The 15,449-nt window shown below is 35.2% G+C and carries 16 protein-coding genes, 2 other RNA genes and 1 riboswitch; of the genes, 15 read left to right on the forward strand and 3 right to left on the reverse strand.

The window, feature by feature from the left end; genetic code table 11:
• The first annotated feature begins 36 nt into the window (after positions 1–36).
• Together JFU54_RS24015 and pbuX are read left to right on the forward strand one after the other, a co-directional pair.
• A complete protein-coding gene (locus JFU54_RS24015; protein ID WP_002030831.1) occupies positions 37–630 on the forward strand; it encodes a xanthine phosphoribosyltransferase in 594 nt (197 codons plus the stop codon).
• 3 nt (positions 631–633) lie between these two features.
• A complete protein-coding gene (gene pbuX / locus JFU54_RS24020; RefSeq protein ID WP_078184210.1) occupies positions 634–1,950 on the forward strand; it encodes a xanthine permease PbuX in 1,317 nt (438 codons plus the stop codon).
• Positions 1,951–1,965: 15 nt separating this feature from the next.
• Here the strand turns inward: pbuX and JFU54_RS24025 are convergent, their stop codons facing one another.
• Positions 1,966–3,129, reverse strand: coding sequence for a DUF418 domain-containing protein (locus JFU54_RS24025; RefSeq protein WP_201066615.1), 1,164 nt, complete (start codon positions 3,127–3,129; stop codon positions 1,966–1,968).
• 250 nt (positions 3,130–3,379) lie between these two features.
• On the opposite strand from JFU54_RS24025, the gene JFU54_RS24030 reads away from it, so the two are divergent.
• Both JFU54_RS24030 and JFU54_RS24035 read left to right on the forward strand, forming a co-directional pair.
• Positions 3,380–3,637, forward strand: coding sequence for a hypothetical protein (locus JFU54_RS24030; protein ID WP_201067338.1), 258 nt, complete (start codon positions 3,380–3,382; stop codon positions 3,635–3,637).
• A gap of 218 nt (positions 3,638–3,855) precedes the next feature.
• Positions 3,856–7,515, forward strand: coding sequence for a dynamin family protein (locus JFU54_RS24035; RefSeq protein WP_201066617.1), 3,660 nt, complete (start codon positions 3,856–3,858; stop codon positions 7,513–7,515).
• A gap of 3 nt (positions 7,516–7,518) precedes the next feature.
• Here the strand turns inward: JFU54_RS24035 and JFU54_RS24040 are convergent, their stop codons facing one another.
• The gene (locus tag JFU54_RS24040) at positions 7,519–7,773 is read right to left on the reverse strand and encodes a DUF3931 domain-containing protein (RefSeq protein ID WP_000369740.1); all 255 of its coding nucleotides are present in this window, start codon (positions 7,771–7,773) and stop codon (positions 7,519–7,521) included.
• A 71-nt stretch (positions 7,774–7,844) separates the two neighbouring features.
• Between JFU54_RS24040 and JFU54_RS24045 the strand changes: the two genes are divergently transcribed.
• The 5 genes from JFU54_RS24045 (at position 7,845) to ssrS (JFU54_RS24065) (ending at position 9,946) form a co-directional block, all read left to right on the forward strand.
• Positions 7,845–8,312: a GNAT family N-acetyltransferase gene (locus JFU54_RS24045; protein WP_002086567.1), complete on the forward strand. Its 468-nt coding sequence runs from the start codon at positions 7,845–7,847 to the stop codon at positions 8,310–8,312.
• 21 nt (positions 8,313–8,333) lie between these two features.
• Positions 8,334–8,606, forward strand: coding sequence for a YpbS family protein (locus tag JFU54_RS24050; protein WP_000451806.1), 273 nt, complete (start codon positions 8,334–8,336; stop codon positions 8,604–8,606).
• 2 nt (positions 8,607–8,608) lie between these two features.
• Positions 8,609–9,442: a sulfurtransferase gene (locus JFU54_RS24055; RefSeq protein WP_201066619.1), complete on the forward strand. Its 834-nt coding sequence runs from the start codon at positions 8,609–8,611 to the stop codon at positions 9,440–9,442.
• A 116-nt stretch (positions 9,443–9,558) separates the two neighbouring features.
• A non-coding RNA gene (ssrS, locus tag JFU54_RS24060) (6S RNA) lies at positions 9,559–9,741 on the forward strand.
• A gap of 21 nt (positions 9,742–9,762) precedes the next feature.
• Positions 9,763–9,946, forward strand: a non-coding RNA gene (ssrS, locus tag JFU54_RS24065) — 6S RNA.
• Between the two features lie 55 nt (positions 9,947–10,001).
• Here the strand turns inward: ssrS (JFU54_RS24065) and JFU54_RS24070 are convergent.
• Positions 10,002–10,451: a hypothetical protein gene (locus tag JFU54_RS24070; protein ID WP_088030904.1), complete on the reverse strand. Its 450-nt coding sequence runs from the start codon at positions 10,449–10,451 to the stop codon at positions 10,002–10,004.
• An 83-nt stretch (positions 10,452–10,534) separates the two neighbouring features.
• On the opposite strand from JFU54_RS24070, the gene JFU54_RS24075 reads away from it, so the two are divergent.
• From JFU54_RS24075 to JFU54_RS24100, 6 genes are all read left to right on the forward strand, one after another.
• Complete coding sequence (locus JFU54_RS24075) at positions 10,535–10,846, forward strand: hypothetical protein (protein WP_002126505.1); 312 nt, start codon at positions 10,535–10,537, stop codon at positions 10,844–10,846.
• Between the two features lie 3 nt (positions 10,847–10,849).
• Entirely contained in the window at positions 10,850–12,085 is a 1,236-nt protein-coding gene (locus JFU54_RS24080) for a glutathionylspermidine synthase family protein (RefSeq protein ID WP_088039075.1), read from the forward strand.
• Positions 12,082–12,468 (forward strand): DUF350 domain-containing protein, encoded by a 387-nt coding sequence (locus JFU54_RS24085; protein ID WP_002086561.1) that lies wholly within the window; start codon positions 12,082–12,084, stop codon positions 12,466–12,468. Before JFU54_RS24080 ends, JFU54_RS24085 begins: the two co-directional genes overlap by 4 nt.
• A gap of 203 nt (positions 12,469–12,671) precedes the next feature.
• Positions 12,672–12,837, forward strand: a riboswitch (M-box (ykoK) riboswitch).
• A 354-nt stretch (positions 12,838–13,191) separates the two neighbouring features.
• Positions 13,192–13,917, forward strand: a complete 726-nt coding sequence (locus JFU54_RS24090; RefSeq protein ID WP_201066621.1) for a P-type ATPase actuator domain-containing protein — start codon at positions 13,192–13,194, stop codon at positions 13,915–13,917.
• Between the two features lie 131 nt (positions 13,918–14,048).
• Entirely contained in the window at positions 14,049–14,915 is an 867-nt protein-coding gene (locus JFU54_RS24095; protein ID WP_002135339.1) for a 5'-3' exonuclease, read from the forward strand.
• Between the two features lie 336 nt (positions 14,916–15,251).
• The gene (locus tag JFU54_RS24100) at positions 15,252–15,392 is read left to right on the forward strand and encodes an FbpB family small basic protein (protein WP_001228051.1); all 141 of its coding nucleotides are present in this window, start codon (positions 15,252–15,254) and stop codon (positions 15,390–15,392) included.
• Positions 15,393–15,449 lie beyond the last annotated feature (57 nt).

Here is a 15,449-nt window from a genome sequence, read left to right on the forward strand (position 1 = left end):
TTTGGAGTTTTTTATTGCATAAGAGGGGGAACAAACATGAAAGTATTACAAGAAAAGATTTTGAACGAAGGAAAGGTTTTATCTGGTGACGTATTAAAGGTAGATGCATTTTTAAATCATCAAATTGACCCAGTACTTATGCAAGAGATCGGAAAAGAATTTGCTAAACGTTTTAAAGAAGAGAACATTACAAAAATCGTGACGATTGAATCTTCAGGCATTGCACCAGCAGTTATGGCTGCATTAGAGCTTGGTGTAAAAGTAATCTTTGCAAGAAAACGTAAATCGTTAACGTTACAAGATAATATGTACGTTGCAAACGTATATTCATTTACAAAACAAGAAACGAACGAGATTTCATTATCTCGAAATCATATTGATGAAAATGATCGCGTTTTAATTATCGATGACTTTTTAGCAAACGGTCAGGCTGCTTTAGGTTTAATGAGTTTAGTAGAGCAATCTGGAGCAAGTATTGCGGGAATTGGTATTGTTATTGAAAAAGCATTTCAAGATGGAGGAAAGAAGCTGCGTGAACAGGGTGTTCGTGTTGAATCACTAGCAGAAATTGCATCACTTGATAACGGCACAGTTACATTTGTACAGCAAGAAACTGCGGAGGTGAAATAAACGATGAAGCAACATCCATTTAAAATCGCATCGCTTGGTATGCAGCATATGCTTGCGATGTATGCTGGCGCAATTATCGTTCCGCTTATTGTGGGCGGCGGACTTGGTTTAAATCAAAAAGAGTTAACATATTTAGTCTCGATTGATTTATTAATGTGCGGCGTTGCGACAATTTTACAAGCATTATCAAATCGCTTTTTCGGTATTGGACTTCCCGTTGTACTTGGTTGCACATTTACAGCGGTTGGGCCGATGATTGCAATCGGGAAACAATACGGCGTGTCTTCTATTTATGGAGCAATTATTGCTGCTGGGTTATTCGTTGTTATTTTTGCGAAATTATTTGGAAAGCTTGTAAAGCTGTTTCCACCTGTCGTAACAGGATCTGTCGTTACCGTAATTGGAGTTACACTTGTTCCAGCAGCAATTAATGATATGGCTGGAGGAGTAGGAAGTAAAGATTTCGGTAGTCTTGAAAATTTAGCGTTAGCATTTGGTGTATTATTATTTATCATCATTATGTATCGTTTCTTTGACGGATTTATTCGTTCAATCTCTATTTTACTAGGTCTATTGTTCGGTACAATCGTTGCAGCATTTATGGGGAAAGTAAGTTTGCAAGCGGTTGGAGAAGCGGATTGGTTCCACGGTATTCAGCCATTTTACTTCGGTACACCAACATTTGAATTAACGCCAATTATTACGATGATTTTAGTTGCTTGCGTAGGGATTGTAGAAGCAACAGGTGTATATTTCGCATTATCTGATATTTGCAATAAAAAGATCGGTGAAAAAGAATTAACAAAAGGCTATCGCGCAGAAGGATTAGCGATGGTGTTAGGTGGTATTTTCAACGCGTTCCCATATACAACATACTCTCAAAACGTAGGACTTGTTCAATTAACTGGAGTAAGAAATCGCGTTATTATTTATACTTGTGGTGGTATGTTAATCGTTCTTGGATTCATTCCTAAAATCGCAGCTATTACAACTATTATCCCGAAATCAGTACTTGGCGGTGCAATGCTAGCAATGTTCGGCATGGTAATGGCGTATGGCATTAAAATGTTAAGCAGTGTTGATTTTGGAAAACAAGAAAATTTATTAATTGTTGCATGTTCTGTCGGAATCGGACTTGGAGTTACAGTCGTTCCAACGTTATTCTCACAGCTTCCGGAAAACATCCGTATTTTAACAGATAACGGAATTGTACTTGGAAGTGCGTCAGCAGTACTATTAAATATCGTATTTAATATGGTGCCACAGCGTAAAGTAAAAGAAGAGCCAGTGTCTATGCAAAGTGCAGTAAGAGAAGCGTAAAAAAGCAAGGTCTCATTATGAGACCTTGCTTTTCTTTTTAAGTGGCATCATTTTCCCGTACGTACCAAGACGCCAAATGTACTCAAGTGGCCCATATTGATAACGTGACAGCCACCAGCGGCTAATAAAGATTTGCAACGTGTAGAAACCGATGCAAAATAGTGGTCCTACCCATAATGGAGCGGGATAATAATTTTTGAAAAATAGGCCGAATACAAGTAACGTAATAATCGTATGCGTGATGTAATTTGTTAACGCCATTCGTCCGACATATTGGAACGGACGTAATAATGTTTGCCATCTTTCTTTTTGTAATAAACGCATGAGCGTGAAAATGTAGAATATGAATAATGTTTTTCCACTAAACATTGTAAAGGCCTGCATATAAAATGGTTCATAAGATGGTTTTGATAAGAAGTAACGGACCATGAAGAACCACATTGGTAATGTCAAAATGAACATAATGATTTGCCATTTTTTAAGCTTTGGATCTAACTCTTTCGTGCGGCGGAAAATATCTTTTTTGCCGGCGTATAAACCAAGTAAAAATAGTCCAACTGTTTCTGGGAGCATGAATACATTTAGTCCAATTCCTTCAGAATAAAATGCATGGAAACGATTTTGTATTTGTGACACCCAGTCTTCAAGTGGCATGATTGGTAAGGAAAACCCTAACTCTGCCTTTGGTACTAAGGCAACCACTATACTAGCGATTAGCATGAAAAATTGAAAAATACTTAGTAAAACTAATGCCCATATTAAAATAGTACGAGGCTTTCTCTTATAAAATAACAATAAGAAAAATCCAGCGATGGCATAACTATGTAAGATGTCCCCGTCCCATAAAAGAACGTAATGCAAGAAACCAAATAATAATAAAATGAGCAAGCGACGAACAAATAAAGTTTTTGGGCGATCCGTTTTCGCTTCAGCACGAGTCATAAAAATGTAAAAGCCTAGGCCGAATAAAAACGAAAAGATAGTATAAAACTTTGTTTGAATAAACATATCGTAAAATAGACGGATATAGCTATTTAGCCCCTCATAGACTCCTGAAAGATCACGTGAGTCGATCCCAGCGATAACAGGCCAGTTAACAAGAAAAATACCTAGTACAGCTATTCCTCTAATAATATCGATGGAATGTATCCTCTCGCCTTGTGAAATATTTTGTGTCATTATTTTCCTCCTTGTTAAGTAATTCCCTTTTATCCCGCATTAACAAGCAGTAAGACTCCCACCTCAAAATTCAGTGAATACGAGGAAGTTAGGTGGGAGTCGGGCGCTTGTAAAAGCCCGATTGGTTCAACTAATAATTAGTGGGGATGGGAAATATCCCCACTAATTACAGTTTCACTCTATTATACAAAATGTAAAGAGGAGGGTATATAGGTAATTTCCAATTTTTAAAACTGCTAAGATGTGTATTATGAGATATAATAAGAGTGCACAGCAAGTTTTAAACTTCTTTAAAACAGGCAGTAAAGCTCCTTTTCCCGAAGGAGCTTTCTTTTTTAGAAATTTGTTGATAATGATTCTCTTTAATGATAAAATGTATTCAAAAGTGATAATCATTATCAAAAAAGGTTGGTGTGTTAATATGGTGTATGCACTTGTTGTAGGAACGATTGCTATATATGTTGGTGTTACAAAGTATGTATTAAATGGGGTAGGAACAACAAAATGAATAATATTACATAAAATCCCTTTCATTTGTAAAAAGAATGAAAGGGATTTTTTATTTTTGATGTGAATATGCTGAAAATTTAGTATGATAATAAAGTGAAACTTTAATCAGCGGGGAGGTCTATCCCTCACTGATTAATAGCCCGCACGAAACGGGTTTTTACTGCCCACAAATAGCGGGATAAAGTATATACATCTTGGATAAAGGGGAACAAGGGGATGACAAACATAGTACAGACAAACGGTATGAAAAAACTTGTTTGTTTTTATGAAGAGTGGCAAAAAAACGGCGATGTAGAGAATAGTTTGAAGTTGTTTGAAGTGATTCAAAAATATAAACAAGAGCAGCTTATGCTAGCTTTTTGTGGTCATTTTTCTGCTGGGAAATCGACAATGATGAATCACCTATATAAAGCGCAATTATTACCGACAAGTCCGATTCCAACGAGTGCTAACGTTGTTAAAATTGAAAGAGGATCTGATCGTGTTGTTGTAACGATTAAGTCTGGAGAACAGTATGAATATGACGGCGCATATTCAGCAGAAGAATTAAAACAAATATGTAAAGACGGTGATGAAGTAATTGGTGTTCATATTTATCGAAATGATGCGCCAATTCCTGATGGGGTTATGTTAGTTGATACGCCCGGAATTGATTCTACGGATGATGCCCACCAATTAGCGACGGAATCAACACTGCATCTAGCAGATGTTATTTTCTATATGATGGATTATAACCATGTCCAATCAGAGGTTAACTTACAGTTTGTTAAAGAATTGAAACAACGTAATAAAACGGTTTATCTCGTTGTAAACCAAATAGATAAACATAAAGCAAATGAGTTATCGTTTGAAGAGTATAGAGATAGTGTAAAACAGTCTTTTTCTAACTGGGATATTGAAGTAGATGGTATTTTCTATACATCATTGCGAATGATGAATCATCCATACAATGAAATTCAAAGTTTAGAAGCATTAATCTTTTCTATCATGAAAGAAAAAGAGCAGTATGTAAGAAAGGGAATGGAGCGAGAAACAGAATATTTACTACAAGAACATTGTTCGTTTATTCTTTCTGAAAATGAAAAACATCTCATGAAATATGAAGAAGAATTAACATCACCACTGTCACTTTCAGAGATAGTTGAAAAAAAGGAAGAGTTAACTGAAAATAAAAATCGGGTGGCTAGTAAAGAATCTGATGTGAGAAATGAATTTATAAAAGGTTTACAAGCCATATTAGATAACGCGTATTTAATGCCATTTGAAATGAGAGAATTGGCAAATAAATATTTAGAAACGAAATTAACGAAGTTTAAAGTTGGTTTGTTATTTGCGAAAGGAAAGACGGAGCAAGAAAAACAGAGACGTGTAGATGCTTTTTATTCTGCTCTTCAAAAGACTGTTGAAACGCAACTTGATTTTCATGTGAAAGAATTTATTGTAGCCTTCTTAAAAGAAGACGGGTTATTTACAGAGGAAATAGGGAAAGACATATATGCGTTAGAAATTGCTTTCGGACCGGAAGTGTTGGCTGAAACAATTAAACAGGGGGCTGGATTTACCGGTGATTACTTACTTCTTTATACTGCTGACGTTGCAAATGAGTTAAAGAAAAGATACTTTATGAAATCTCAGCAAATCTTTGGAAAAAGTACGGGTATATTGCAGAAGAAAGTGAAGATAGAGATTGCTCGTATTGAAGAAGAAATTGAAAAATACACGATGTTACAAACAGCAAAAGAAACAAAATTACAATACATTAAGATGTATGAGGAATATGAGAGCTATTTAGGAGATATTTGGAATGAAAATGTTTCTATACCAAATGGATTGCAAATAGACGAAATATTACAAAGTAAAAAACAAGTTGTTAGTGAGAAGTTTACACTACAAGAGCAAGAAATTGTAAATGATAACGTAGCGGCTAGTGAAGAAGAGATTAAAGGAACGAAAGCTTTAAATATTCAGCGTATATTAGAAAAAGTGAAGAAAGCTGAAACGATATTAGATCCATTGCCTACACTGAAACATCTACAGCAAGAAGTAGTTGGAAAAAGACAGCGTGTAGAAACGAAGCAATTTACAGTAGCGTTATTTGGAGCTTTTAGTGCTGGGAAATCATCATTTGCTAACGCATTGCTCGGTGAAAAGGTACTTCCTGTATCGCCAAACCCAACGACAGCAACAATAAATCAAATTTTGCCAGTTACAGAAGATAAACCACATGGAACGGTAATTGTCCAGTTTAAGTCAGAGCAAGCGCTGTTAGAAGATATGAAAGCTGTTTATAAAATGTTTCACTATGAAATTGCTACATTGGAAGAAGCGTTAACGAAAATTGATCAAATTATGAAATACCCTTCACCAAGCGGGAAGCAAAAAACAACATTTAGCTTTTTGCGAGCGGTACAAAAAGGATATGAGGCAGTTGCTAATCATTTAGGGGAACAATTACAAGTTACATTAGAGGAGTTCTCTGATTATGTAGCTAATGAAGAAAAATCATGCTTTGTTGAGTATATGGAGCTTTATTATGATTGTGCTTTAACAAGGCAAGGAGTAGCTCTTGTAGATACACCAGGGGCGGATTCTATTAACGCGCGCCATACGGATGTTGCATTCCAGTATATTAAAAACGCAGATGCTATTTTATTCGTAACATACTATAATCATGTTTTCTCTCGTGCGGATCGTGAATTTTTAATTCAGCTTGGTCGTGTAAAGGATACATTTGCACTTGATAAAATGTTCTTCTTAATAAATGCTGCCGATTTAGCACAATCTGAAGAAGAACTTGAAATGGTAAAAGGTTATATTGCGGATCAGCTCCTGCAATACGGTATTAGAAATCCACGTTTATTTGCAATTTCAAGTTTATGTGCGCTTGAAGAAAAGCAAGGGAAAAGTATTGATAAAGAAAAGTATGGTATTTTACAAAACTCCGGGATTACTAAGTTTGAAGAATCATTTACGTCCTTTATGATGAGGGATTTAATGCTTGTATCTGTGCATGCTTTATATGGTGCATTGCAAGGAGCGAATCAGCTTCTTGTAAATATGATAAATGGCGCAAAGCAGGGAAATGATGAGAAAGAGAAGCAAACAAAAAAATATGAAGCAGAGCGTAATCAGCTACTTCATATTATTTCATCATATAGTGTACTTGCTGAAGAGCAAGCAATGCAAAATGAAGTGAAAGAATTGCTTTATTATGTACACCAACGTCTATTTTTACGCTATAACGATGTGTTTACTGAATTTATTAATCCGGCGTCGTTACGAACAGATGGGAATGTGAAAATGCAGTTACAGCAATGTGTAATGGAATTAGTTTCATTTATTCAACATGATTTATTACAAGAAATGCGTGCGACATCATTACGTCTTGAAAAATGGATAGATGAAGCGATGAAGCGTGCAAAGGATGAAATTGTTGTGAATTGCAAAGTGGAAAATGAATCGATTTCTATGGGTGGAACAGTGGATTATGAATATAAAATTATTACACATAAAGAGCCGTTTCCTTCAATAGAAATAAAAGATTTTAAAAAGGCACTAGCACATTTTAAAAATGAGAAAAGCTTTTTTGAAAAAAATGATAAAGCTTTTATGCAAGAAGACGCTAAAGGAGTGTTAGAACCTTTCGTATCAAACTATGTAGTTGAGGAAGAAGATTTATTCGTTCATCATTATAAACAAGAGTGGGATGCAAAATGGAACCTATTCCAAAAAGTGATGCAGCAAGATGTTGAGAATTATTATGAAAGTATATTATTCGCTTTAGCTGAAACAATTGATGTATCACTATACGAACAAAGTAAAGAAGAGCTACAAAAGCAGTTAGTAGAAATTGAAAAAGAAATTTATATTAAATAGCTGTTATGAAAAAAAGATTCGTTCAATTTTCTTTTGTAGTACAGTATCTAAAGATTTTACAAACCCTGCAAACTCATCAGTAGAAATCATATGGGTAAGAACTAAGCGTCTGCCGTCTGGTGTTTCACCGCATAAGACGAATGAAGAAAACTCATACGTTTTGTTTTCTACTACTAATTTTGGATAGGAATATGTGTCGCTCTTCTTTTTCTTTCCATCAATAGAGATGACGTTGCATTTTTTCTCATTGTTGTCCATGGTGAATCCCTCCTTTCTATTATCTATGGTAGACAAGGGGGGTTTAGAACAATAGAGGAGGGGGAATTTTTATGTCTGTTGTCATAGAGCGTATTTCGAAAGAAGCTATACCGAAATCTTTATTACTTCTTGCTGATCCAAGTGAAAGCCAAATTGATGCATATGTACAGAGAGGGTTTACGTATATAGCTAAACAAGAAGAAAGAATCATCGGTGTATATGTGCTTTTGGAAACAAGACCAAGGACAATGGAAATTATGAATATTGCGGTTGTAGAGCATTTGCAAGGAAAAGGGATTGGAAAGCAGCTATTAAGTCATGCTGTAGAAACTGCTAAAGGATATGGTATGTCAAAACTTGAAGTTGGTACAGGCAATTCTAGTGTTTCACAACTTGCTTTATATCAAAAATGTGGATTTCGTATTTTTTCTATTGATTTTGATTACTTTTCAAAGCATTATGAAGAAGAGATTATTGAAAATGGGATTGTATGTCGCGATATGATTCGGCTTGCAATGGAATTGAATAAGAACGTATAACTTATTTAGGGGGAAGAGAAGATGGAAGTACATAAAGCAATTACAGCACATTCTCGTAAACAAAATGAAAGTGTAAAAGCATGTTTACAATTAGATGCGCAGCGTGAAGCAGCTATTGAAGCAGCCGTATCTCTTGCGTCAAAGGGGAAAGAATTTTCGGTTGATATCATTAATGTTGTAACAAAGCAAATTAATGATCTTGCAAAAAATGGTGTTACACTGCAGCGTAAATTTGTTACAGAAGAAATGGTTATGGAGTATGTAAGTCGTTTGCAAGAGAAAGAAGGTCGTTAAAGATGATAGTTACAGTCGAATGGTTACGTGAGCATATAGAAGATGAGAATGTCCGTATAATCGATTGTCGTTTTGATTTAGCGAATCCTAATTGGGGTAGAGAAAAGTATGAGGAAGAACATATTCTTCATGCGTTATATTTTGATTTAAATTTAGATTTATCAAGTCCTGTAGCAGAACATGGTGGCCGCCATCCGTTGCCAAATATTGAGGAGTTTGCAGACAAGCTTTCACAGGCCGGAATTGATGAACATACGACAGTGATTGCGTATGACAGTCAAGCTGGTGCAATGGCTTCTCGTTTATGGTGGTTATTAAACTATGTAGGACATGAGAAAGTGTATATATTAGACGGTGGATTTCCAGCTTGGAAAGAGAATGGATTACACACAACGCCGAATATCCCAGTTATTGCACGAAAACCTTTTATACCGGAAATACAAGAAAATATGCTTGTAACGTTGGAAGATGTGAGAGGGAAAATTCGTGCAGGTGCAAATATGACATTAATTGATTCTAGGGAACCAAAACGTTATGCTGGTGCGGAAGAGCTCGTTGATTCGAAGGCAGGGCATATTCCGACGGCAGTAAACTATTTTTGGAAAGATGGGATTTTAGAATCGGGACACTTTAAAAACGAAGAGGAACAGCAAGGGCGTTTCCAAAATCTTGATAAAGAGAAGGAAACAATCGTATATTGTGGTTCTGGTGTTACAGCGTGTCCGAACATAGTTGCATTAAAATTAGCTGGTTTTCAAAATGTTAAATTGTATACAGGTAGCTGGAGTGATTGGATTTCTTATCCAGAAAATCAAATTGCAAAAGAAGAAGATTAATCACTTGCATGCAAAAATAATTTGTATTAAAATAAGGTCACAAGCAAGAGATTGCTTCAAAAAAATTATATTTTACACATTGGAAACAATGTGATAATATAACGACAAGTAAATAATACATCCTGCGGTGTGCGTAACTTATTTATGTCTAAAACCGATGTTAGTTTTACGGAAGCTCAATATTTAGTGACCATTATCAAGCCTTCCTTGTGGAGGAAGATATACGGTAACTGTGAGGGCATCCACCTGCGAGTAGCGGGTTTTTGGACATTTACGAGAGACGGCACTTGCGGGGGTCTTATTTCAACTAATAGTATATAAAATTCCTACGGTGTACGTAGCTTGTGTATGTCTTAAACCAATAAGTATAATGCGGAAGTTCAATATTTAAATGTAGATAGCAGGCCATCTTTTTAAGAAGGAAGTTACAAACATTTGTGAGAACATCCACCTGTGAGAGCAGGTTTATGGACATCTATAGATAACGGCATATGTGGGACTATATAAAAAACCTTACGTTTTATACGTAAGGTTTTTTTGTTGAATAAATATACTCATGTTATCTCGATTTACCTGTAAAGTTCCCATAATAAATATAGCACTTACGGTCTTCATCAATTTCTCTTGAATCGAGGGTGAATTCCAAATGTATTCCATCCCGTTGAATATATATAATATCTGAATGGAGAGAGGGTAAGATATCCTCGTAATTCCAAATATCTTTACTTTCTATCATAATTGAGCAGGTTTCCTTTAGTTCTCTAATTTCAAAACCTATGTGCGAGTATGTAGGATCTGAAGGGTCGTTAGAAAAAACTTCTTTTTGTATATATAACACTGCTGTTCCGTCTGGATCTACTGAAGTTGCAGTAACGATATATGTATTTCCATCTTTTGTAAAATATTCACAAGTCATGCGCGCGACAATTTCAGAATTAGAAATATTTGCGTAGTTCCATAAAGCTGGATACCCGTTTGTTTCATCATTGAGCCGATATTCCAATCGCATTTTATCCCTCTTCTTCCTTTTTCTTCTACTTTATCATGACATCTTATATAATAGAAATATAATTTAAAAAGGGGAGTGCAAAGGTGACAAAAACGAAATGGCTAGTAGGTGGTGTCCTAACATCTTTAATGACGGGCACTTTATTTGGCTGCGCGCAAGATATTCCCCCCGAACCGAATGATAATAGTTGTTCTGATTGGGATTGGGATGATGAGCTTGGTGTTTGGCAGTGTGATGATAGTAGTTCAGGTTATCGTGGACATTACTTTTATGGTGGTACATACTATCAAAATAAATCCACCTTCAAAAATTCATCAGAGTTTAAAACTTATCAATCTTCGGCCGAATTTAAAGGTGGAATTGGAAGCGGTTCAAAAGGTGGATTTGGAGGTTAAAATATGTCGCAATACATAAAGAAAAGAAAAGAATTTTATTCGAATTATCCTCATTTCTGGTCGGATTTATATGAATGTGAGTATAGTTTGTTTCATGTTTTCCCGATAACAGAGCAAACGATGAAACAATTACAAGTAGCAACTGAACGAATGGGAAAAATATTTTTTAAGACTGCTAGAATTCTTCGGAATTTATCTAATGAACAGCTTCTTGAACTCGGTTTTTCAACTGCAAGCTTGCCTTTTATTAGACTGAAAGGGATGTATCCTGAATCTGTTATTTCACGATTTGATTTTGCTTTAACAGAGGATAATCGTATTAAAATGCTTGAGTTTAATAGTGATACTCCAACTTTTATTGTGGAATGCTTTCAAATGAATGGAAAAGTTTGTGAAGAACTTGACTATGATGATCCAAATGCAAATCAAGAGCGCTTACTTTCTTCTGGTATTACAAAAGCCGTAATGGAGTTTACAAAAGGAATGGAAGATCCAAATGTTGTTTTCACAGCTCATCCTGAACATATAGAAGATTGGAATACGACTATGTATTTGAGTGGGCTATGTCATGTTGAAAATAAAGTGATGCCAATGACAGAACTTAGAATTACAGATGATGCTTTAGTAGATAGAGATGGTATACCAATTGATGTTTTGTATCGCCAAACATATCCAATTGAAGACTTAATTGAAGATCAAGATCCCGAAACGGGGGATTTGGTGGGAGTAGAACTTTTGCAACTTGTAAAAGAAGGAAAGCTTTTTATTATAAATCCTTTGTCAGCCTTTTTACTTCAGTCGAAATCAATTCAATGTCTTATTTGGGGATTAGCAGAAGAAGGTGCTTTTTACACAAGTGAGGAACAAAAGTGGATTAAAGAATATATGCTTCCTACATATTTAGAGCCAGATTTATTTTTTGGGAAAAGTCCGTTCGTTCAAAAACCTTCGTTCGGTAGGGAAGGTGACACGATTACGATTCGTGATAAGGATACAAATATTATGATTCGAAATGCACATGAAACGTATAAATCGTCACTGCCTATATTTCAGAAATATACAGAGCTTCCAGTTGTATTTTTGGAAACTGAAAAAGGTATTGAGAAGCTGTCGTACGTGTTTGGGGCTTTTTTAATTGCTGGAAAAGCGAGCAGCATCGGTATACGTGCCGGAGAAAAAATTACGGGAAATGAATCGTATTATTTACCGGTAGGTATTAAGAAGGAGGAAAATAAATGATTAATTTTTTACTATATTTAGCAGTATCACTTGTACTTTTGTGTATCGGTCTTTTTCTTATGGAAGTGACAACGAAAGTTAAGGAATTTAAGTTAATGGCTCAAGGGAATAAAGCGGTAAGCTATGTACTTGGAGGAAGACTACTTGGTCTTGCTATCGTTTTATATTCAACGGCTGCTAATTCTATTTCAATTCTTGATATGGTTTCATGGGGAGCTGTTGGGATTTTAGCTCAAATTATTGTCTTTTATTTAGCGGAATGGCTTACACCACGTTTTAATATTAATAAAAGTCTTGAAGAAGATAATCAAGCAGTTGGTCTTTTCCTTATGTTTTTATCACTTTCCATCGGAATTGTAATTGCTGGTTGTGTAACGTATTAAAACCCTTACATTTTAACGTAAGGGTTTTATTTTTCATTTGCTAATTTTTTGCAATATGTGTTCAATTAATTTATGTAGCCGAACGCTGAGCAGGATGCGTATTAGTGTACTAAACTCGAGATAGTTATTGTAATAAGGAAAAGTTTCCATACAAAGTGTTGACATCTATTTTAAATAAGAGTAACATTTTCTATGTAATTATAATAAGTCTCTGTTAGGTGAGGCTCCTGTATAGAGAAATGCTACTGCCCAAAAATGTCGAGAGACGCCAATGGGTCAACAGGAATGATCGAATTAAGGTTTTTCTTAACGTAGCTGGTAATGAACCTATGCTATACAGTGCTAAAACTCGGCGAGGGAGAGGTCCATAGATTTCTAATTGTATTATATTAGGAATCGCTTATTTGTGTATGCAATGACCTTTGCTCTCTTATGAGTAAGGGTCTTTTTTGTTAGCAAGCTATGAGTAATTTCATAGTATAGATTATAACTAAAAAATTAAAGAGGAGGTGAGGAGCATGTCAAATTCTGACTCGGTTCCGTTACCCATATACTTCAAATCAAAAATATATGATGTAGGCAGGAAACGACTTGTTCCTCCCTCTATATTTATCATAATGTAGCGTTTATTCGAGTATTTAAGCGCTAGACACTTTCACGGTAAAGTGGATAAATTGAGAAACAAAGCGTTTCTTCCTATGTTGTAAAGGAGGAGACGATAATATGTTATATGTAAATAAAAGTGTGGGTAACACTTCGTATAAATTAAGTAAAAAAGCAATGAAAGAACAAACAATGCTTCAAAAAAATAAAGATTTATTAATTGAAATCGCAACAAGAGATGTAAAATCTGTATTTGCGTATTTTAAAACAACAAGAGACGGACTATCTATGAAAGAGGCACAAAAGCGTATTCAAGTATACGGCCGAAATGAATTAACTTCAAAAAGAGCGCGTATTGCGGAAGTAATGATGAAGCTAAGTGGAATGATCCCAGGTCTTTCAAAACAAAATATGGGTGATGAATTACAATGTGAAACAGTTAATGTTTCTAGAGTAGCTGGCTGTAGCGTAACAGGGCTAAACTGTGAACTGAAAATGATGAAATTACCAATACAAGAGCTTGTACCTGGAGATATGATTTTTCTTTCAGAGGGCGATACAGTGCCAGCAGATGTACGTATTATTTATGCAAATGATTTATTAGTAAATGAATCTATGCTGACAGGAAATGATGCTAGTATTGAGAAATTTGAAAGTTGCTATCATCTTGAACGTAAACGATTTATTCCATTAAAACGGATGAAAGACTATAATCCACTTGAACTTGAAAATGTATGTTTCAAAGGTACGTATATTGTTGACGGAAATGCAAAGGCTGTAGTTGTTTCGACAGGTAAAAATACGTATTCAGGAATACTTCATACGTGCTACGGTAGAATGTCTTAATGTGTTAATGATGCTAAATATACAAAAACAATGTATAATAGACAAAGTTGAACAGAAACGTAGAATGGTAATCTATATATAACCTTACGTGATAACGTGAGGTTATTATTTTTGTTAGTAGGAGAGGAATTATGAAAAAAGTATTATTAGTTGATGGTATGGCACTATTATTTCGTGCTTTTTACGCAACAAGTGTATATGGACAATTTATGAAACGACAAGATGGTACCCCGACGAATGGGATTCATGGTTATATGAAGCATTTATTAACAGCAACACAAGCAATCGAACCAACGCACATTGTAACGTGCTGGGATATGGGAAGTACGACATTTAGAACGGAATCTTTCTCGAATTATAAAGCAAATCGTGCAGCACCGCCGGAAGAATTAATTCCGCAATTTGATTTAGTGCAAGAAATGACTGCGAAATTATCTATGCCTGTAATCGGTATGAAAGGTTATGAAGCGGATGATTGTATCGGTACGCTTGCAAAACAATATTGCAATGAAGCGGAAGTTTATATTTTGACAGGTGATACAGATTTACTTCAACTTGTTGATACGAATGTTACAGTTATGCTTCTTCGTAAAGGAATTGGAAATTACGAGTATTACACACCGGAAAAAATCATGGAAGAGAAAGGTGTAGAACCTTGGCAAATTGTTCATGCGAAAGCTTTCATGGGAGATACAAGTGATAATTATCCGGGTGTAAAAGGTATTGGTGAAAAAACAGCGTATAAGCTGATTCAAGAATACGGGACAGTATCGGCAGTGCTAGAAAATATAGCATCATTAACGAAAGCGCAGCGCACAAAAATTGAAAGTGATTTAGAGAATTTAAATATCTCTTTACAATTAGCGCAAATTCATTGTGAAGTTCCAATTTCATGCTTATTAGAAGAAGGGTTACACACAATGGACGAAGAAAAACTACGCTTTGTTTGTAACGAAATGAATTGGGGAAGACCTGAAATATTAATTAATATGCTTTAAAGAGCATGGAAAGGTTGATCAAATATATTTTTGATCAACCTTTCTTTTTTTGTTCACAAAGTTGTCAGAAAATAAACGGAATTTTCATATGAAGTTCAAATGGAATTCACAACAATCAATTATTATAAGGACACACAGATAAATCCTTATCCCGCATTAACGGGAGATAGGACTTCTATCTCAGTATTATAGCTGAATAAAGAGTGATGATGGAAGAGTAACTCCCTGTAAAAGCCCGATTGATGTAGGCTAATAATTAGTGAGGGTAAATCCTCTCATTGATTAAAGTTTCAAGTTATCTTTTATATAAACCATCCCCCAAGGAGGAAAATAAACATGCGAAAAAAAGTGAGAAAATCCTTTAAACAATTATTAATAGAAAATAAACAATCCCTACTAACTAATAAAGAGAATATGAAAGAAATTGAAGAACGGATTGAGAAACGACATGTAGCATATAGTGCTGCTAGCAATTGATAATTTTGTTTATGAAAAAAGCTTGTAGTTTGGATATTATCCGAACTACAAGCTTTT

The organism is Bacillus sp. TH19, assembly GCF_016651075.1.
In the GTDB taxonomy this organism is placed as follows: Bacteria; Bacillota; Bacilli; order Bacillales; family Bacillaceae_G; genus Bacillus_A; species Bacillus_A mycoides.